Here is a 17,224-nt window from a genome sequence, read left to right on the forward strand (position 1 = left end):
TCCGGTCCCTGCGAAGTAATAATCGCGGTTCGACGACCGAGGGTCTTTCGCGGCTAGTCTATTCGGACTAGGTCTTTAGCCGGGCGGCGCCCAGGTCTCGGGCGGGGGACGAGATGCTCAGCCACGCCGAACACGACAAGCTCGTGGCCGAACTCTACGGGGCGGCAGCTGGCGATCTTCCGTGGTCCGCTCTGCTTGCAACCATCGCGAGCAGATCCCGTATCGACCACAACGTGATCAATGTCGCCGACGCCAACTGGAAGACTCTGGCGGTCGAAGTCCATGGCAAGCCCGTCGAGGTGGCGCTCGAGCACTACGGCAGCGAGCTTTACGCCAACGATCCGCGGCTTCCATACTTGCAGGGGGTGGCCGCGGGTTCTGTGTACTACGACCATCTGCTCTATGACGTGGAAGCGATCGGACGCGACCGCCGCACGCGGGACTGCGTCGATGCGATCGGGGTGACGTATCAGCTCGGGGTCTCCCTCCGCCTGCCCGAGGGCATGCGCGGGGCCTTCGCCCTCCTGCCGACCGCAAGGGAGGGACACGCGTCCGACGCCATGATCGCCGCTTTTCGTCGCCTCGCGCCGCACATCGAGCAGGCGATCTCGATCGGCATGGTGGTGGACAGCGCCGCGGCGAGCCGGAACCACCTGCTGGAGGCGCTGGCGAGAAAGGCGGAGGGCATGGTGCTGCTCGACCGCCGCGGCCGCCTCATGTTCGTGAACGACGCCGCCCGCGCCATCCTGGAGGCGGGGGACGGGCTCGCGCTCGTGGCCGACGCGTTCGCGACCCGCCGCCCGCCGGAGACCCGCCGCCTGCAGCAGTTGGTCCACGCCGCGCTGAGCTCTCCGGCCGAGGCGCCCGGCGGGCGTGTGCTGGTCAGCCGCCCCTCGGGGCGGTCCCCGTATGTGGTCTCGGTGATGGCCGCGCCGCGCCAGGAGCGTTTCCTTGCCGGTCGGGGTATCGCCTGCGTCATCCACATCCAGGATCTCGCCGCCGCCCGCCTTCCGTCGCATGAGGCCCTGCGCTCGGTCTTCGGCCTGAGCGATCGGGAGGCCGCGCTGGCGATCGAGCTGGTGCGCTGCGCGAGCCTGGTGCGGGCGGCCGCCAATGCGGGCATGGCGGTGAACACCGCCCGGGTCCACCTGCAGAGCATCTCACGAAAGACCGGCGCGCGCGGCCAGGCCGAGGTAATCCAGTTGCTCGGGCGGTTGGCCTATTGAACCGGGCGCGGCGTAACCGCGACTTCTCCTGCACCTTGTGAACAGGAGATGCCGATGACCCCCGGAGCCCCACTGGCGGCGCTGGCGCTCGCCCTTTCTATCGCGGCCGCGCCGGTCTTCGCCCAGATCGCCGGCGTCGACAGCATCTGCGAGGTGACCCCTGGCGGGGTGAACACGGTCCGGGTGCGGCTGATGTCGTTGACGAACCTCGACTACACCTTCCGTCGGGGCGGGACGCAGTATGTCTTCCCCTCGCTCGGCCTGAGCAGCGCGCCACGCACCTTCGCCCTCCCGGCGGGGACCTACACTCTGACCTACAAGCATCCGAACTCGACGCCAGTGGGGACCTTTCCAAGCCCCGTGGTCGTGAAGCCCTTCGCCGTGACGGGGGAAAGTGCGTCTTCAACTTCACCGACAGTCGCCCGCTCCCGTCATCGTCGATGAAACGGTAGGCCGCGGGCTGCCGGAAGTCCGGTAGGCATCGCATGCTTAGGTCCGCTCTTCGGCATGGCCTAATGTCCGCTCCTGCCCTTCGCTGGTTAGAGCGCGCCTCATTGGGCTCACCCCGCAGCCGAACCCGGAAGCCTGATCGCTCCTGGGCCGCGTTATCCGAGCAGTCCGGCGAGCTTGAGGGTGGCGACAGCTGCGAGCACGCAGACGGCGCCGATGCCGGCGGCCGTCACGCCGGGGCCGTGGTCGTAGAACCAGCGGCGGACGCGGCGTTCGAGCCGGCAGCGCGGAGAGCCTGGGAGACGAAGTTGGAGACCGCCCGGCCGTCGTCCATGCGGGTGCGGGGACCGAAGACGTTGAAGAGCCGCGCGACTTTCACCCGTGTGCCGTGCGCGCGGTGCGCCTCGAACAGCAGGGCCTCGACGCAGCGCTTGCTTCCGTCATACGCCGCACGGGGACCGGTGCAGTCCACCGAGCCGCGATAGCTCTCAGGCTGCGGCGAGACGAGCGGGTCGCCGTAAACCTCCGAAGTCGAGGTGTAGGCGAACTGGCCGCGGCTTGGTCCGGAACGTGGCTGGTGAGCTACTCCGGACCCATCAGCAAATTGGCGGCGGCCAAGGTCTCCGTCTGACGGAGCCATCAGCGGCGCGCCCGCTCCCGACCCACGGTCGTCTCGAACGTCGCGCCGCGTTCCAGCCAGTGCGCGAGCCGCGCACGGGCGGCCTGCAGGATGCGGTCCTGCTGGGCTATGTCGGGGACCCGGGCGCGCACGACGGTTTCCACGACCCGAAGCCGGGCATCGCCGTCCCTGGAAGCATGCTCCGGCAGCACCGGGCCCGACCCGCCGGCGGGCCTCTTCCCGGTCGAGCTCGGTCGGACGGTAGCCGCGCACCTCCAGGCCGGCGCTGGCGGCCAGGAGCCAGACCTCGCGCCGGAACTCCGTATGGCCGCGCACGCTGACGCTCGACCAGCCGCGATGCTTTGCGATGGCCACAAGGTCGCGCACCACGTGGGGATCGTTGCGGCTGGTCGTGAGGCGCCGTCCCTGGTCCCGAAAGGCGGCCACCTCGGCGCGGACGTCGGCGTAGAAGCCAAGTCCCGGACCTCCGCCTCGTTGCGTCAGGTAGCGGCGGCGGACCTGCTCGGGCACGTCTCCAGCCGAGGATGGGCGGGACGAGGTCTGCGGCGCGAGGAGGTTGAGGTCTTCAGCCACGGCCGGTCTCCATCACGGGCAGTCGCGCGGACGTGTCGATGTAGCGCTCGACCCAGGCCTCGACCTCGGCCGGGGTGGCGCCTTCCGGCGGCAGGGGGTCCAGGTCCTCGGTCGCGAGCATCGGGACGATGGCGTCCAGGGTCAGCGGCTCGGCGGATGATGGTGCGGGCAGGGGCGCCGGCGGGGGGATCGTCCGCCTCCCGCGTGAGCGCTGGCACGGCGGGGGCGCGTGGATCCGGCGCCGGAAGGCCGCCTCGCGGAAGTACCTCAGCTTGCGCCCGCGGATGGCCGGCAGGCCGGCCTTGAGGATGATCAGTTCGTCGTCGGACAGCTGGGCGACCTCCTGCGGCAGCAGCAGGGCGCGGCGCTGGTCGGATCTCGCTGACGCTGCGGCGCCCCCGGGAGAGTCCGCTCGGGCGACTGCGCGATGGCGTGCGCACGGTGGTGTCGCCCAGCCGCTCGGAGAGCTCGCGCGCCAGGCGCAGCTCCTTGGTGGCGAAGGCGATCTCGACCGCACAGTTCGCGAGGATCTCCTCGGTGGCGTCGGCGCCGTATTCGGCCCGCAGCTGTGCGGGGCTCTGCAGGACCGGCAGCAGGCGCAAGCCGTAGCCCGCCACATAGGCGAAGGCCTTGGCCAGCACCTCGGCGTGGCCGAGCCGGGCGAACTCGTCGAGCAGAAGAAGGACCTGGTGGGGGGGACTGCGCAGGGTCGGGCAGTTCACGGCAGGACCGGTCGACAAGCTGTTGAAACAGCAGGGCATAGAGCGGCGCGAGCCGGGCCAGGTTGTCGGGCGAGGCCGCGAGGTAGATCGAGGTCGGCCGGCTCCGGAGGGCGGCCAGGTCGAAGTCACTGTGGGCCGTCGCCGCACGGACCCGGGGGTTGAGCCAGAGATTCAACTTCGCCGTCAGGCTTTGCCTTACGCTGGCGAACGTGTTCTCCGACGAGGCGGTGAAATCGGTCACCGCCCGGACACATCCGGCGGACAGCGGCCGGCCGTCCCTCTGGCGCTGCGCGACCAGCGCCGGAAGCCGGGTGCGCGGGTCGCCGGCGGTCAGTTCCGCATAGATGCCGCCGAAGGTGAGGGGGCGCTCGGGGGTTTCCGCGAGCAGGGCGCCCACACCGATGAAGCCGACGCGCGCCGACTCCGCCCAGAAGGGATCGGCATTGGCCGGATGCGGGAAAAGCATGGCCGCGATCCGCTGCAGGTCGTCGAGGATCGCCGCCGGGTCGGTGCGGTCGATGTGGCCGAGGGGGTTGTAGCGTGCGGTGCGGCCCTCCGGGTCGAGAGGGTCGAAGAGGAAGACCTGCTGGCCGTGGGCCGCCCGAAAGCCTGCGGTGGCCTGCCAGTTCTCCCGCTTCACATCGAGGACGACGACGGAGCCCGGCCAGGTCAGCAGGTTGGGGATCACAACACCGACGCCCTTTCCCGTCCGGGTCGGCGCGTAGAGCACCACATGTTCCTGTCCGCCAAAGGTCAGCAGCCGGCCGCCTTTCCGGCCGAGCAGGATCCCGGTCCTGGCGCGGAGGCCCGCGCGGCGGATCTCGGCCTCGTTCGCCCAGCGCGCCGCGCCGTGCAGCGGCCGGCGGATCTGGGCGGCCAGCCCGATTGTGGTGATCAGGGTGAGCCCGGCTGCGCTCAGGGCGCCGACCTTGAGCCAGCGCTGCACGTCCGGATCGAAGCGGTAGTACCAGAGCCAGGCCGGCACGGCGGCCGGGTCGAGATTCGGTGAGAGCCGGCCCAGGCCAGCGAGGGCGATGGCGACGGCCAGGCCGGCTGCGACGCCGAGCGCCAGGAGGGCGCCGCCCCCCGCGAAGAGGGCCCTAAGCGGCCACGGCGTGTGCGCGAAGCGGCTCATGCCACACCTCCGCCAGACGGAAGCGGCCGTTCCGACGCTCCACATGCACGACGATGTCGACGAGCGACGTCAGGAGCTGCCGGATGTCGTCCCGGTGGAGGTCGCGGCCGGCGTCGCTCTCCTTCACCAGGAGTGTCAGCTGCTCGAAGGCCAGGGCGGCGGAATTGGCATGCACCGTGGTGATCGAACCGGGGTGGCCGCTGTTGACGTTGCGCAGGTAGAAGAAGGCCGAGGCGTCGCGCAGCTCCTGCAGCAGGATCCGGTCGGGTCGCATGCGCAGCGCGCTCTCCAGGAGTTCCCTCGGACCGACCCTGGCGAGGCCCTGGCCATCCTTGGCGTAGAGCAGATGCACGGCGTTGCGGTGGGGGACGACGAGCTCGCGGGCGTCCTCGATGGTGATCAGCCGCTCATCCGCCGGGATCAGGCCGATCAGCGTCTTGGCGAAGGTGGTCTTTCCCGACCCCGTCGCCCCGGAGACCAGGATATTCCGGCGGCCGACGACGGCCGCCCGGAAGAAGCCTGGCCAGTCCCGGGCGTCACGCCGGGCGGCGATGGTCGCTTCCGATCGTCTGAGCCGGGTGACCGCGCCGGCGGTTTCGGCGAAGAAGCCGCGCCGCGCCAGCTCCTCCAGAGCGAAGACCTTGGTCGAGGGCTTGCGGAGGGTGAGCGAGACGCTTTCGGCGGCGGGCGGCAGCACGATCTGGCAGCGCTCGCCGGTCGGCAGGACAGTCGAGCAGACCGGCTGCTCGCGGTTCACGTCCTGTGCGGTGGCCGCGGCGGCGGCGACCGCTATGCGCGTCAGGGCCTCGGCGGTGAGCTCGGCCGCCGGGACCCAGCGCCATCCCGCCTCGGTCTCGACGCCGAACTCGCCGGGACGGTTGACCACCACCTCGGTGACGCCGGGCGCGTCGAGCGCCGCGCGGATCGGCGCCAGGTAGTGGGTCAGGATCGCGGGGTCATAACTCATGGCCGCGCCCGCAGGTCGTAGACCGACGAGAAGTCGAGGTCCTGGGCGACCTGGATCGCCACCTCGCCGCCCTGCGCCTTGCGCAGCGTCGGCGGGATGTTGGCGCCCTGCTGCACGGCCTGGCCGGCGGCGTCGGACGGAAGCCGGAAGCTGTCGCCGCTGCCGGCCCGGTCCATCACCACCGCCGCCCCGCCGTCGATGACCGACAGGAGGATGGCGGCCCCGAACCGGTCCCAGAAGTGGGTGTCGATGGTCCCGCCGAACCCGGCGCGGCCGAGCGCGTCGCTGGCCGGCGAGGCGAGGGGGATCGCGATCCCGCTCGGCGTGACCGCCCGGGTCCAGAGCACGAAGATCCGGTCCTGTCCCTGCCGCATGCCGGTCCGGTACTCGCCCAGCACCCGGGCGCCCTTCTCGAGGAGCACGACCGCGCCATTGTCCGAATAGACGTCGCGGCCGATCAGGCAGGTCACATATCCGGCCGTGGTGGTGTCGATGGCGGTCTGCAGGACGCAGGGGGATGGTGGCGCCGGCCAGGACCAGGAAGTTGCGGTCGCCGATCGGCGCCGCGGTCGCCCGGGCCAGTTGCGAACCGCGCCTGAGCTCGTCCAGCTCGCTGGGTGATCGGGGTGCGGCGACGGCGGGAACGGTCGGCGACGGGTCAGGGCGCACGTCCGCGCCGGCCCGCGAATAGGCCATCAGCGGCGACGGCGGGGCGGTTTCGCGAGGCGAGGGGACCGTCGACGCCCGACGGGCCGGCTCGGCAGGGGCGGCCGGGTCTATGGCGGGCACGTAGATCGCATCGCGGCCGTCCAGCCGCGGCGCACCCGGGCCCGGGGCCGCGAGCGTCGGCGCATCGTGCGCCGGCTCGAAAGCCACGACCTGGCGGGCCGGGACGTTCCGCGGGGCGGCCGACTTGGGGCGTTCGGTGCTCCAGGTCGCGAGCGCGACGGCGCCGCAGCCGACCAGCAGGCCCGCGAAGCCAAGCAGCCTGCCGCCGCCCGCGCCGCCGAGGCGCCCGGAAACCGGCGAGATGGTCCGGTCGAGGGGCGGATCCGGCTGGGTCGGGGGCGGGTCGGGCGCGTGGGTCATGGCCGGGCCTCCCGCAGGGTCCGGTCGACGTCGGGGGTTGCGGTGGCCGTCCCGCTGGGCCGGCCCGACGGCTGGTAGGCGAGGTTGAAGATGCAAAGGACTTCGCGGCCGCGGCGCAGGCGGAGCTGGGCCGCCGTCTGGTGCACCACCAGGAACTCGCCGCGGACGTCGAAGGGCGCCAATCCCTCGGATCCGTCGGGCGACACGGCATAGACGGCCGGCAGGGCCTGCGCGCCTGGGAAACGCAGGACGGTGAAGCGGCCGTTGTCCGTCACCTCGGAGGGCGCGATCGCCGCCGAGCCCTGCACGTCGTAGGCAAGGTTGCGAGCGCCTTCGAGGACGCCGCGGTCGAGCTTGAGCTGCAGCACCCGGCGCTCCAGCGCCTGGGCCTCTGCCGCCAGCGCCGCCTGCAGCGTGAGGCGATCCGTGTCGGGATAACGGAACTGCACCACGAAGAAGGTGTCGGGCGAGGTCCGCGCCGTCGCCCCGCTGCGGGTCGCTAGCTCGAAGGTGTAGTGGCGCGCGCCGCCGCCACTGAGGCGGGTGGTGACGATCAGGTTCGTCGGCGGGCGCACCGTCGTCGGCTTGGCGAACAGCAGATTGCCCTCGGGCGCCACCTCCCAGCCGGAGGTGTCGCCCAGCGCCACGTGCAGGATCGTCTCGTCGTCGGCGAAGCGAATCTGGGTGGCGGACCGGAAGGTCCCGACGATGCGGACCACCTGCTGCGGATCGTAGTCGATGGTCTTGATGCGCGGGTCGGCGCGGCCGGGTCGCGGCGTCTCGGCGGCCGTGGCCGGCGCCCCGGCCAGGAGGGCAAGCGCGGCGATGAGCAGGGCGGCGCGGAGGTTCATCGGATCACCTCCGGATCGGCGCGGTAGGAGGAGACCTGGAAACCCAGCGGGTTCCGGAGGCGGTCGCTCTCGCCCATGGGCGCCTTGGTGTAGGCGAACGCCACGGTGGCGATCCAGTCCGACTTCCTCGAGCTGGCTGCCGCGCCGGACGGTGCGGTGGAACCGGACGTTGGCGACGCCTGGCGCGACGAAGCTGATGGCGCGGATCGCGACCTGTGCATCGGCGGCCGCTCCGTAGGCGACCTGCGGGCTCGAGGGGTTGGTCGGCCGGAAGGCCAGCGCCCAGCGCTGCTGTTCCTCGGGCGTCGACATGATCGACACCTGGCGGAAGTTCGACTCCGCCGCCTGCGGCAGCCAGCCTTCCCGGGCCCGGACATAGGAGGCGAGGAAGGACTTGGTGACCGCCTCGTCATAGGTCGCGGGCCCGGCCGACGAGAGGCCACGCACGACCTCCACCGCGCCCGTTGTCCGGTCGACCCGCACCACATAGGGCTCGACGGTCTTGAGCGGCGTGAGGGCCGCGACGGCCGCCATGGCCGCGCCCGCCAGGCCGGCGGCGATCGCGGCGACGGCCCAGGCCAGGCGCCGCGACCGGAGGGCGGCGGCCAGGCGGTCCTGGTCCCAGCTGCGGGACTCCGCGAAGTAGGCCTTCAGGTCCGGGGAGGGCACGCCGGTCATGGCCGGCCGCTCGCGCACTGGCCCGCGCCGCGGCCGGGTAGGGCCGCCGCCGCGGGTTCGGCCGCCAGAACGGTCCCGTTCGGGTTCGCCGAGCGGCGAGCGCCTTGGCAGGCTGCCGGCTCCCGGGCGGAGAGGGCGCAGGCGGCGGCCAGGATCGCCGCCAGGGCGAGCGCAGCGAGGGCGCGCAGGCGCGCGGTGGGATGGAGCCGCAGGATTGGAGGGTTTGGCATGTTCACCTCTCGGGTGATGACCCTGCCAAGCCACCGGGTGCACGGGCAGGGCGTAAGTTCCCTCCCGCGACCGGCGACACGCTTGGTCCCGGCGCCCGAGGTGCGGCTCGCGCCGGACGTCGCGCGCCCGTGGGCGCGTCATCTCGCCGGGGCGTCGTCCGCTGTCTGCAAGCGAGGCAGGCGGGCCTGGATGGCGGCGGCGATCGAGTCGTGCACGACGTCCGGAAAGTCGCTGGGCATCGCGCGTCGCGCATCCTCGACGGCTTTGCTCGCCTCGGCGCTGACGTCTTCGATGACCGTCCGGATCGTCTTCTGCCCGAGGCCGGCCGCCTTCGCCGTCTCGACGAAGTGACGGCCATGCAGGTCGAGGATCCCATAGTGCGGGCGCGCGCCGACGGACATGGCCAGCTTGTAGTTCCGGTGCGGAATCCGTTTCGCGTCGAAGGCCGGTTGGGCGCTCAGGACATCGTAGAAGGGCGTCAGCCGGAATCGCCCCCGGGCGCAGGAAGACGCTGAAGTTCTTGGCATGACCGTCCGTCGCACCGATCAGCCAGAACAGGATCTGGCTTTTCAGCACCAGGGCCTGGTCCGCCAAGGGGTCATCGCCTTCGCCCAGCTTCTTCAGCAGGTCGACCACGCCTGGCCCTCCCTGGCTCTGGTACTTGCGGCTCGAGGGGATCGACAGCGCCTGGCAGAAGTCCTCTTGCGGCAAGCGCAGGAGTTGCGTCCCGTCGCGCCACCGGCGATCGAACCGCTCGACGACCAGGACGCGCCGTCGGCCGAAGGTGGCCATCTCGGTTCGGGCGACGGGAAGGCCGAAGCAACCGAGCAAGGTGAGACAATAGTGCTCGTTCTCCACGCTGTGCTTCAGATCGATGAGCCCCCAGGGCGTCGGAATTTCGCCCAGCTGAGGCTTGAGGATATGGGTCGTGGGCGTCGTGCCCAGCGGACGCATCCATCGGCCGTCGTGACGCAGCAGCGCCGTCTTCTCCTGGGCGCCGGCCACGGAGATGCGGAACTCCTGCTCGGTGTCGATACCGAGCGGGCTACGCGAGAGATCGGCGAGCATGGCCTCGATCTCTTCGTCGCCGAGCGGCACGCCCTTCGCAGGCTGCAGCGCGTCCATTGCTTCGCCGGCAGGCAGAAACTGCATCGCCCCCACGCAGTCGCGTCCGATCTGCTCCAGGAGGCTGAACGCGTCCACGCCGCCGGCGCCGGTGCGTTCGGCGACCCGGCGACGTACCTGCGGGCTGTCGGGCAACAGGTTGTCGAACACCGCGACCACGGGTTCGCCACGCCACGGCGCCGGGCGTAGCGGCAGCGAGAGGGAGATCGGGAAGGCCGGCGGCCAGTCGAGCCAGGTCGCGTCGTACTGGAAACGGATCGCGCCGCCTGGCTCCTTGTCGAGGCGGCCGCAAAGGCGGTTGTTGATGAAGACGTTGAGGGGCTCGTGCGCCCGCCGCCGCGGCATCAGAAGATATCCCCGACCTCGTCTGCAGAGCTCTTGCTGCGCGGGACGATGGTGACCTCGAGGTCGAGGGCGGCGAGCACGTCGAACAGGGTCGCGACCTTCATGCCGCTGTGGCCAGTCTCGATCTTCGAGATCATCTCCTGCCGCTGGCCTGCCAGACGCCCCAGTTCCGTCTGCGTGAGCTTGCGCCCCTGGCGGACTTGTTGAACGACATGTCCAAGCTGTTTGGCGGAGCGGGCGAAGGCGGGCGGCACAAGCGTCTCCAGAAATAATCCATTATGCGCGTTTTGACATATATCTTCTTTATGTGGAAATCAACATAATAGTGAAATATCGTCCAACGCGCATAGGTATGCACTTGGTTTCCCGGACGCCCGCGCCGCCAGCTTCTAGCGTGTGGTCCTGACCTGCCGGATCGAGCCCCCCTCGGGGGCCGTGAAACCGCGACTTCCGTCGGAAGACGACGCCGGCCGTGCTGCGGGCCGCCCGAGACGTGCGGTGTTGGCGAAGTCGGCGAGGCCGACGCTCGCGCCGCCGGCGATGCCGGCGGCGATGGCCGGGACCTGCAGGAAGAAGATCGCGCCGAGCAGGCACAGCGCGACGAACATCAGCCCGCCGGCCATGGGATCGTCGCCCTCGATGGCGACCCACTGCTCGGCGACGATGGCCAGCACCATCTGGAATACCGACAGGATCAGGGCGAAGAGGACGAGGTAGTTCACAGCCTGGCCGAGCCAGCCGAAGAAGTAGCGGCGGGTGGCCTCGAAGAGCGCGCAGGCGATGAAGATCGGCCCGAGCGCCACGAGGAAGGCCAGGGCCACCTTCGCCAGGGTGACGATGCCGAACCCCAACGCCGCCGCCAGCGCCCCGCAGACCCAGACCGCGCCGCTGAGCAGCAGCGGCAGCCAGTCGGTGAGGTCGGCTTCCCTTGCGATCTTCTCGCCGAGGTAGGCGGCCCGGTTGAAGAACTGGTCGAAGGCCTGGCCGGCGTCGCCGGCCGAACCCCCGCCGATCGCCTGGGCCAGGGTGTCCGGCAGGACATGGAAGAGCGGCTGGGCGACCCACGGGCCATAGGCGGCCGTGGTGGCCAGCATCACGACCAGGCCGAGCTTCACCGACCGGATCGCGAAGTCCATGAACGGCTCGGCGATGGCGCCGCGCAGGATCGCGAACCCGTAGAGCAGCACGTAGAGCACCAGCGCCGCCCGGACGGGCCCCGCCACTTGGCCGGCCGCGTTGCTGACGCCCTGGTCCAGGAAAGCGTCCAGCTTACCGTCCACATAGGCGTACGCCGGGCTGAAGATGCGCAGCTCGCCGGCCATCAGTGCGCACCCGACCGATATCGCGTCTCGCGAGACAACGATTTGGCTCGGCCAAGGCCGACGCGGGCGTTCTCGCAATCGGTGAACTGCGCACCGCTGGCGCAGGCGGTCACGACGCGCTGCGCCTCCTCCGGGTGGACCGCGAACCACGAGATGTCCCGCGGCAACGGACTGCAGCCCGCTGCCGCGAGCGCGCTGATCAGGATCCAGAGACGCATCAGAAGCCGCTCCGGTAGCGCTGCAGCCGCGCTTCGCGGGCGGCGGCGGCGCGCTCGCGGTTCCGCTGCGCCTGCAGGCGCTCTTCGGCGTCCTGCGCCATGGCGAGGCCCTGCAGCCGCATCTGGTCGTTCTGGCCCATGGCCTGCTCCGCCAGGAGCCGCGCTTGCAGATCGAGCACGGCGCGGACGTCGGGAGCCGAATCGAGCGCGGACAGAAGCTCCTCCAGGCCGGCCTGCCGTTTGGCGCCGGCCTGTGCGGCCGCCTGGCCAAGCGCGAGGTCCCGCGCGGCGCGATCGCCTTCACGCTCAAGGGCCTGGCCGAGGGGATCGTCGGCCGGCGCGGTGTAGAGCCGCTGGTCGGCGCGGATTCCGGCCGCCCGGCGGCCGAGCTCGCCCAGCGCGCCCAGGTCGCCCCTGGCGGCGGCGACATACCTGTCGATGTCGGGGATGAAGGCGCGGAGCTCGGGGGACTTGAGCGCGCCCGCCAACGCGCCGGCCCCCGAGGCGGTGTTGAAGCCGTCGTAGAGCCGTTTCGCCTCCGCGACCTGCGCCTGAAGTTCCTTCAACTGGTCGAGGGCGGTCGTCGCCTGCTTCAGCAGGCTGGCGTAGCTGGTCGGATCGTGAACCACGATCTGGGCGGAGGCCGGCGGGGCGGTGGCCAGGGCCCACGCCAGAGTGAGAGGGAGCCGGGATTTCATGGCAGGCGCCTCCGCGCGGCCTGGAAGGGGGGCCATCCAGTCGGCCGGATCGTCGCCGTGGGCGGCGCGGATCCGATCCAGCAGGTCCACGGTCTCGGTGCGGCCGGAGAGGACGGCGAGTGCGTCGTCCAGGCCGGTGAGATCGAGTTCGGCTACGACCGAATCCAGGCCCTGCTTGACGAGGAAGCGGCGCTGCGCCGGGGAGAGCTCGTCCCGGACCAGCGCGAACTCCCGCTGGGTGAGGCCGAAGCCATCCACGTAATCGCGCTCGGCGGCGTGCGGATTGGGCAGGTAGATCTTCGTGGCGCACTGCTCGACGATCGTGTGGGCGATCGGCGAGCGCAGGACGTCCGCGGGCGACTGGGTGCCCAGCACCAGCAGCGCGTTCTGCTTGCGGAAGGTCTTCAGGCCGTCCTGGGCGAGGCCGCGGAAGGCCTCGTCGCCGAGCGCCTTCCAGAATTCGTCCACGTCGATCACCAGCCGCCGGCCGTCCAGCAGCTGCTGCAGCCGGTGGAAGAGGTACATCATCAGCGGCGTGCGGACGTCTGGCGCGTCCAGCACGTGGGTCATGTCGAAGCCCAGGAAGGCGGCGTCGAGCGGAAGAGCGTCGGTCCCGCCGTCCAGGGCCCAGCCGAGCGCCTGGCCCGTGCGCCAGCGATCCAGGCGCGCGCCGATCCCGCCCGCGTCCCGCTGGCCGAGCAGGGAGCGGAGCGCCGAGACCGAGCGCCGGGGCGCCGGCAGCGGCAGGAGCGCCGCCACGGCGGCGTCGATCGCCGCCTCGTCCTGGGGCGACAGGGGTTCGTCGCCATGGCGCACCATCTGGCGGACGAGCGCGCCCAGGAAGGCGCGGTCGGCGGGGGTGTCGGAGAGCGCCTTCAGCGGCGCGAAGCCGGTCGGCTGGCCGGGGATCAGCGACAGGTAGGTTCCGCCGCAGGCGCGGACGAAGACCTCCGCCCCGCGATCCTTGTCGATGAACACCTGCTGCGCGCCGAGCTTCTCGAGCTGCGCGAGCATGAAGTTCTGCACGACCGTCTTGCCCGATCCGGACGGGCCGCAGATGAAGGTGTGGCCGAGGTCGCCCACGTGGAAGTTGAAGGCGTACGGCGATCCCGCCGAGGTCCTGAGCACCGTGACCGCCGGCCCCCAGTGGTTTCCTGTGGCGCGGCCCGTCGGATGGGTGTGGAAGGGGGCGAAGCTCGCGAAGTTGCGGCTCGTGATCGCCGCGGGCCGCAGTCGAAGGCGGAAATTGCCGGGGAACTGGGCCCAGAAGGCCGCTTCGAGGCCGAGGTCCTCGCGGGCCGCCACCAGGCCGGAATCGGCCAGCAGCGCGCGGGCCGCGGCGAGGTGGCCGGCCAGCTCGCGCGGCGTCTCGCCGTAGACCAGGACCGAAGCCTGGTGCTCGCCCACCACGAACCGGTTCGACATCAGCGCGTCGAGCGCGGTGTCGAGGTCGTCGACCTGCGAGGCGGGCGCGGTCGCGCGCGGACAGCATCTGGTTCTGCTTGCGGGTCATCACCGCCTGGGCGGCGGTCTTGGACAGGAAGCTGAACGACTGTGAGGCCAGGAGCGGGAAGGGGGCGGAGAGCAGGCCGTCCCAGAGGCCCGGACGGGTGGTCGCCGGGTATTCCTTGATCCCCAGCATGGCCGCGATCGGGCGCTGGCGACGTCGCGGATCTCCAGCGCCTCACGGCCGAAGATCAGGCGGCTGGCATGGATCGCCTCGCCAAGGCGCCCCCTGACCAGCGGGCAGCGGGACGGCCGGCCCGTGAGGACCAGCTGCAGCATTTCCATCGGGGCGGAGAACAGCAGCCCGTCACGCTCGTAGAGGCCGAGCGGTTCGGCGCGATAGCGGGCGAGGTGCTGCACGAGGGCTTCCCCGGCTTCCTCGAGCCGTCGCACGGCATCCTCGGTCTCGAGGTCCACACGATCTGCGCCGATGAGGCGCCCGACCCAGGCCTGCGTCCGTTCCGCGGCGTCGTGCGCCGGATGAAGCACCAGGGTGACGTAGAGCTCGTTCTGGAACGACCGCGACCGGCTCAGGCGGCCGCGGTAGGCGGCGTCCAACTCCCGGGCGAATCCGGACCGGAACTCGCCGGCCGGCGGCAGCTCGGCCTCCCGGCGCACGAGGTGGTGCCAGACCGCGAGGCGGTCCGACGCGAGGTTCCGCCATGCGCCGTTCAGCTTGGCGTGCCGGTCGTTGAGGTCACGGATGTCGGCGGTCTCGAAGCTGGCGCCGTCAAGTCGGAAGCAGGCCATCAGGGCGCCGGTGTCGAGGGCGATGACCCTGTCCGTCACGTGCCGGGCGTAGGGCAGCCAGCGCCCGGCGACCGCTTCCCGGGGCCGGGCCCGGTCCGGGACGGAGCGCAAGGCGAGCTCAGCCATGACGCAGCTCCCGGCGGCCCGGCCGCCGGAGGGGCAGCGGGCTGGCGGAACTCCCGCCCCAGAGCCCGCCGTTACGGGCGCGCCCCTTGGTCTCCACGAACAGGTAGAGGACCCGAAAGGCGTTGGGATCGGCCTTGCAGATCGCCTGGAACACCAGGTGCAGCACGGGCGCGATCAGGAGGTAGAGGAGGGATCCGCCGCCGAGGAAGGCGACCGTCGAGACGATGAGGTTGATCCCCATGGCCTCCATCGGCACGCCCAGGATGAGGGCCGGCCGGGTGCAGGCGAGGAACAGCACGTCCTCCTGGAGGCGCTCGGCGGACATCAGCCGCCCCCGCCGCCGGTGATCAGGTCGACGATGGTCGAGGCCCCGAAGATCACGATGATGCCGATGACCACGGTGCCAGCGCGGCGGAGATCGATGTGCCCGAACATCCAGACGATGCCGGTGATGATCACCGCGAGCACCGCAAGGCCGCGGACGATGCCGTTGTTCAGCAGGTCGATCAGGTTCTGGATGAATCCGCCCAGGTCCCCTCCGACTTCCTGCGCCACGGCCGGTCCGGCCATGAACGAGATCGCCGTGGCGCAGAGGACCAGGCGGCGGATGAAACGCGGAGCGTTCACGGAGTGACTCCTGGGGCTGAGAAGACGAAGTGGGGCGGCGCCGCGGCCGCGCGGCCGAAGACGTCCCACGCAGGTGGAGCGGTCGCTGGCGCCGGTGCGTCGGAAGCGGCGGCGGTCGGCCGGCCGGCGTGGGTCAGAACGCGGGCGACGTAACCGTTGCCGATCCCGCGCTCGGCGTGACCCGTGTTGTAGATGCTGAGCGCGACCCGCAGCGCGGCTTGGCCCGGGCCATGTCGCGCGACACCGCGCGCATAGCCTTCGCGAAGGACCTCGCCGGCCGCCGACAGGTTGCGGCAGGGATCGAAGGCCTGCTCAATGGAGAGGCCCAGGCGCTTCAGGTTGCGCACATTGATCTGCGCGAGGCCCAGGTCGATGTCCTGGCCGGCTGCGATCAGGGCCGAGGCGGCCGCGACGGCCTCCGCGGTGGAAGCGGGCTTCCGACGTTGGACCGCGGCCCGATTGACGCCGATCGCCAACGGCTCGAGGCCGCTCTCGGTCCGGGCGATCGCCAACAGAGTGGGCGGCGCAATTCCCGGGGCGCATTGGGCGGCCAGGGCGATGACGGTTTGAGCATCCAGCATGCGGCGTCCTTTCCGCCGCAAGCCTCGCCGTCTCCCGGTCTGCCCGCGAGGGCGTAACCTCCGCCCGGCGTAGGTTTGCCCCCATGCGCCAGATTCTGGCGCGCTGAGCGCCGGAGCCGGCGCGGGCCGCGACTTATGTCGCCCTGTGAACAGCCGAGCGGAACTCGATCCGTGCGGGAATAATTCGATGTCTTCGCAAACCTGACTTTCACGATCAGTCAGTTCTCAGGGACCGCCGCGATGCATGCGCCTTCCGAACAACGACCCGAAGAGTTCGGCGATGATCTCACGGCCGACCGCGTAACCTTGTCGCCGCGGCAGACGCAGTGCCTGTTCTGGGTGCAGCAAGGCAAGAGCTCCCGGGACATCGGGACGATCCTGGGCATTTCGCACCGGATCGTGGAGCGGCATGTCTTCAGGGCCTGCCACAAGCTCGGGGTTCGCACGCGGATTCAGGCCGTGATCCGGGCGCGCGAGCTTGGATTGGTCGAAGCCCCTGCGCGAACGGGCTCGCTGACGCGCTTCAGCTAGGCGAGTCTTCGCAACCGGAGAGAAAGCGAGCCTCCGGCCGCGCAGCGATGGTTGGATACTCCCGATCGATACATAGCTTCTGCGCGCTGCGACTGGGCCGGAACCGGCCGTTGGTGCTCAGGCTGAATTGACCTTCGGCATCGCCGCGGCCCTGGTGGCGATCACGTCCAGGGTCAGCAGGGTGAGCCCGGCATCGTCCTTGACGGTCACGCGCATCTGGCCTGACTGCCAGACGTCGTCACCCATGACCTCCGACATCTCGCCCATGACTCGCAAGGCGTGGCGTCGCACTGCGGCGAGGTCATCAAGCTCGATCCCGTTGTGGTCGGGATAACGGTGACCGTCCACTGAGTGGAAAAGTAGCGTGCCATAGCGTGCAAACGAGCAGACTGCGCCGGCTCCCAGTAGCTCTAAGCGCCCCCCGGAGGCGGGCAGTGAGGCGCCGTTCGAGGAGCTGCAATGGGTCGAAGCGGAGGCCGCCTTCTTGGCGAGGATTGGACCTTGGCGCTAGACGCGCGAGCTCCCGCACGTCCAGGTTGGTAGCGAGTTCGGCGAACAGGTTATCCTATGGGGCATGCAGGAGCCGCTCTCCGAACTCTCGCGCCTCAAGGACGACCCGACGCGCTCCGAGGCCACCCGGCGGATGGCCGGCGTTTGCCTCGAACTCTGGTTCCGCACCCTGTCCGCCAACGACGACGGAAGGGGCGCGCCGCGCCTTGCTGAAGTCAGCCGGCTCATGCTGCGCCTTCGCAACGCGATGCAGGTCGCGGAAGGCTTCGAACTTACCACGGCGCGGCAACAGGATCCCGACAGGACGGCTCCATAGTCCAGAC

18 protein-coding genes and 6 pseudogenes are annotated in these 17,224 nt (G+C 70.7%); 4 read left to right on the forward strand and 20 right to left on the reverse strand.

Features of this window, described 5'->3' with window-relative positions:
* Positions 1 to 113: 113 nt before the first annotated feature.
* Both LRS04_RS16190 and LRS04_RS16195 read left to right on the forward strand, forming a co-directional pair.
* Positions 114 to 1,226: a helix-turn-helix transcriptional regulator gene (locus tag LRS04_RS16190; RefSeq protein ID WP_257817236.1), complete on the forward strand. Its 1,113-nt coding sequence runs from the start codon at positions 114 to 116 to the stop codon at positions 1,224 to 1,226.
* A 54-nt stretch (positions 1,227 to 1,280) separates the two neighbouring features.
* On the forward strand, positions 1,281 to 1,670 hold the full coding sequence (locus tag LRS04_RS16195) for a hypothetical protein (RefSeq protein WP_257817237.1): 390 nt from the start codon (positions 1,281 to 1,283) through the stop codon (positions 1,668 to 1,670).
* Positions 1,671 to 1,905: 235 nt separating this feature from the next.
* On the opposite strand, the gene LRS04_RS16200 is transcribed toward LRS04_RS16195, so the two are convergent.
* From LRS04_RS16200 to LRS04_RS16285, 19 genes and pseudogenes are all read right to left on the reverse strand, one after another.
* Complete coding sequence (locus LRS04_RS16200; RefSeq protein ID WP_257817238.1) at positions 1,906 to 2,889, reverse strand: LPD7 domain-containing protein; 984 nt, start codon at positions 2,887 to 2,889, stop codon at positions 1,906 to 1,908.
* Positions 2,882 to 3,010 carry a hypothetical protein gene (locus LRS04_RS16205; RefSeq protein ID WP_257817239.1) on the reverse strand — a complete coding sequence of 43 codons (129 nt, stop codon included), beginning with the start codon at positions 3,008 to 3,010 and terminating at the stop codon, positions 2,882 to 2,884. Before LRS04_RS16205 ends, LRS04_RS16200 begins: the two co-directional genes overlap by 8 nt.
* Before the next feature lie 174 nt (positions 3,011 to 3,184).
* Positions 3,185 to 3,406, reverse strand: a pseudogene (locus tag LRS04_RS28125) (hypothetical protein); the annotation flags it as partial.
* Positions 3,333 to 3,650 (reverse strand): annotated as a pseudogene (locus LRS04_RS28130) (TraM recognition domain-containing protein); the annotation flags it as partial. The pseudogenes LRS04_RS28125 and LRS04_RS28130, both read right to left, overlap by 74 nt.
* Positions 3,646 to 4,791 (reverse strand): annotated as a pseudogene (locus LRS04_RS16210) (type IV secretory system conjugative DNA transfer family protein); the annotation flags it as partial. The pseudogenes LRS04_RS16210 and LRS04_RS28130, both read right to left, overlap by 5 nt.
* On the reverse strand, positions 4,712 to 5,713 hold the full coding sequence (virB11, locus tag LRS04_RS16215; protein ID WP_257817241.1) for a P-type DNA transfer ATPase VirB11: 1,002 nt from the start codon (positions 5,711 to 5,713) through the stop codon (positions 4,712 to 4,714). The gene virB11 and the pseudogene LRS04_RS16210, both read right to left, overlap by 80 nt.
* Positions 5,710 to 6,402, reverse strand: coding sequence for a TrbI/VirB10 family protein (locus LRS04_RS16220; RefSeq protein ID WP_308238367.1), 693 nt, complete (start codon positions 6,400 to 6,402; stop codon positions 5,710 to 5,712). Before LRS04_RS16220 ends, virB11 begins: the two co-directional genes overlap by 4 nt.
* 396 nt (positions 6,403 to 6,798) lie before the next feature.
* Positions 6,799 to 7,653, reverse strand: coding sequence for a P-type conjugative transfer protein VirB9 (virB9, locus tag LRS04_RS16225; protein WP_257817242.1), 855 nt, complete (start codon positions 7,651 to 7,653; stop codon positions 6,799 to 6,801).
* Positions 7,650 to 8,703: pseudogene (locus LRS04_RS26995) on the reverse strand (virB8 family protein). The gene virB9 and the pseudogene LRS04_RS26995 overlap by 4 nt, the downstream one beginning before the upstream one ends.
* A complete protein-coding gene (locus LRS04_RS16235; RefSeq protein ID WP_257817243.1) occupies positions 8,700 to 8,963 on the reverse strand; it encodes a hypothetical protein in 264 nt (87 codons plus the stop codon). Before LRS04_RS16235 ends, LRS04_RS26995 begins: the two are co-directional and overlap by 4 nt.
* 151 nt (positions 8,964 to 9,114) lie before the next feature.
* Positions 9,115 to 10,032: pseudogene (locus LRS04_RS28135) on the reverse strand (HipA domain-containing protein); the annotation flags it as partial.
* Complete coding sequence (locus LRS04_RS16245; RefSeq protein ID WP_257817245.1) at positions 10,032 to 10,286, reverse strand: helix-turn-helix domain-containing protein; 255 nt, start codon at positions 10,284 to 10,286, stop codon at positions 10,032 to 10,034. The pseudogene LRS04_RS28135 and the gene LRS04_RS16245, both read right to left, overlap by 1 nt.
* 135 nt (positions 10,287 to 10,421) lie before the next feature.
* The gene (locus LRS04_RS16250) at positions 10,422 to 11,354 is read right to left on the reverse strand and encodes a type IV secretion system protein (protein WP_257817246.1); all 933 of its coding nucleotides are present in this window, start codon (positions 11,352 to 11,354) and stop codon (positions 10,422 to 10,424) included.
* Complete coding sequence (locus tag LRS04_RS16255; RefSeq protein ID WP_257817247.1) at positions 11,354 to 11,572, reverse strand: EexN family lipoprotein; 219 nt, start codon at positions 11,570 to 11,572, stop codon at positions 11,354 to 11,356. The genes LRS04_RS16250 and LRS04_RS16255 overlap by 1 nt, the downstream gene beginning before the upstream one ends.
* A complete protein-coding gene (locus LRS04_RS28140) occupies positions 11,572 to 13,695 on the reverse strand; it encodes a type IV secretion system protein (protein WP_374576593.1) in 2,124 nt (707 codons plus the stop codon). The genes LRS04_RS16255 and LRS04_RS28140 overlap by 1 nt, the downstream gene beginning before the upstream one ends.
* Positions 13,696 to 13,792: 97 nt before the next feature.
* Positions 13,793 to 13,912 (reverse strand): annotated as a pseudogene (locus LRS04_RS16270) (hypothetical protein); the annotation flags it as partial.
* A 732-nt stretch (positions 13,913 to 14,644) separates the two neighbouring features.
* On the reverse strand, positions 14,645 to 14,977 hold the full coding sequence (locus LRS04_RS16275; protein WP_257817248.1) for a type IV secretion system protein VirB3: 333 nt from the start codon (positions 14,975 to 14,977) through the stop codon (positions 14,645 to 14,647).
* On the reverse strand, positions 14,977 to 15,279 hold the full coding sequence (locus LRS04_RS16280) for a TrbC/VirB2 family protein (RefSeq protein ID WP_257817249.1): 303 nt from the start codon (positions 15,277 to 15,279) through the stop codon (positions 14,977 to 14,979). Before LRS04_RS16280 ends, LRS04_RS16275 begins: the two co-directional genes overlap by 1 nt.
* Positions 15,276 to 15,860 (reverse strand): lytic transglycosylase domain-containing protein, encoded by a 585-nt coding sequence (locus tag LRS04_RS16285; protein ID WP_257817250.1) that lies wholly within the window; start codon positions 15,858 to 15,860, stop codon positions 15,276 to 15,278. The genes LRS04_RS16280 and LRS04_RS16285 overlap by 4 nt, the downstream gene beginning before the upstream one ends.
* 240 nt (positions 15,861 to 16,100) lie before the next feature.
* Between LRS04_RS16285 and LRS04_RS16290 the strand changes: the two genes are divergently transcribed.
* On the forward strand, positions 16,101 to 16,391 hold the full coding sequence (locus LRS04_RS16290; RefSeq protein WP_257817251.1) for a response regulator transcription factor: 291 nt from the start codon (positions 16,101 to 16,103) through the stop codon (positions 16,389 to 16,391).
* A 117-nt stretch (positions 16,392 to 16,508) separates the two neighbouring features.
* Here the strand turns inward: LRS04_RS16290 and LRS04_RS28145 are convergent, their stop codons facing one another.
* Positions 16,509 to 16,739 carry a hypothetical protein gene (locus LRS04_RS28145; RefSeq protein WP_374576594.1) on the reverse strand — a complete coding sequence of 77 codons (231 nt, stop codon included), beginning with the start codon at positions 16,737 to 16,739 and terminating at the stop codon, positions 16,509 to 16,511.
* A 226-nt stretch (positions 16,740 to 16,965) separates the two neighbouring features.
* Here LRS04_RS28145 and LRS04_RS16300 point away from each other — a divergent pair, with 226 nt between their 5' ends.
* Entirely contained in the window at positions 16,966 to 17,217 is a 252-nt protein-coding gene (locus LRS04_RS16300; protein ID WP_257817253.1) for a hypothetical protein, read from the forward strand.
* Positions 17,218 to 17,224: the final 7 nt, after the last annotated feature.

The sequence above is a fragment of the Phenylobacterium sp. J367 genome, from assembly GCF_024699985.1.
In the GTDB taxonomy this organism is placed as follows: domain Bacteria; phylum Pseudomonadota; class Alphaproteobacteria; order Caulobacterales; family Caulobacteraceae; genus Phenylobacterium.

Coding starts and splice junctions, on each gene's coding strand:
- LRS04_RS28140 (WP_374576593.1), bottom strand. CDS start 13,695: ATGTCGAACCGGTTCGTGGTGGGCGAGCACCAGGCTTCGGTCCTGGTC.
- LRS04_RS16190 (WP_257817236.1), top strand. CDS start 114: ATGCTCAGCCACGCCGAACACGACAAGCTCGTGGCCGAACTCTACGGG.
- LRS04_RS16250 (WP_257817246.1), bottom strand. CDS start 11,354: ATGGCCGGCGAGCTGCGCATCTTCAGCCCGGCGTACGCCTATGTGGAC.
- LRS04_RS16285 (WP_257817250.1), bottom strand. CDS start 15,860: ATGCTGGATGCTCAAACCGTCATCGCCCTGGCCGCCCAATGCGCCCCG.
- LRS04_RS16195 (WP_257817237.1), top strand. CDS start 1,281: ATGACCCCCGGAGCCCCACTGGCGGCGCTGGCGCTCGCCCTTTCTATC.
- LRS04_RS16255 (WP_257817247.1), bottom strand. CDS start 11,572: ATGCGTCTCTGGATCCTGATCAGCGCGCTCGCGGCAGCGGGCTGCAGT.
- LRS04_RS16205 (WP_257817239.1), bottom strand. CDS start 3,010: ATGCTCGCGACCGAGGACCTGGACCCCCTGCCGCCGGAAGGCGCCACC.
- LRS04_RS16290 (WP_257817251.1), top strand. CDS start 16,101: ATGCATGCGCCTTCCGAACAACGACCCGAAGAGTTCGGCGATGATCTC.
- virB9 (WP_257817242.1), bottom strand. CDS start 7,653: ATGAACCTCCGCGCCGCCCTGCTCATCGCCGCGCTTGCCCTCCTGGCC.
- virB11 (WP_257817241.1), bottom strand. CDS start 5,713: ATGAGTTATGACCCCGCGATCCTGACCCACTACCTGGCGCCGATCCGC.
- LRS04_RS16275 (WP_257817248.1), bottom strand. CDS start 14,977: ATGTCCGCCGAGCGCCTCCAGGAGGACGTGCTGTTCCTCGCCTGCACC.
- LRS04_RS16300 (WP_257817253.1), top strand. CDS start 16,966: ATGCAGGAGCCGCTCTCCGAACTCTCGCGCCTCAAGGACGACCCGACG.
- LRS04_RS16235 (WP_257817243.1), bottom strand. CDS start 8,963: ATGTCCGTCGGCGCGCGCCCGCACTATGGGATCCTCGACCTGCATGGC.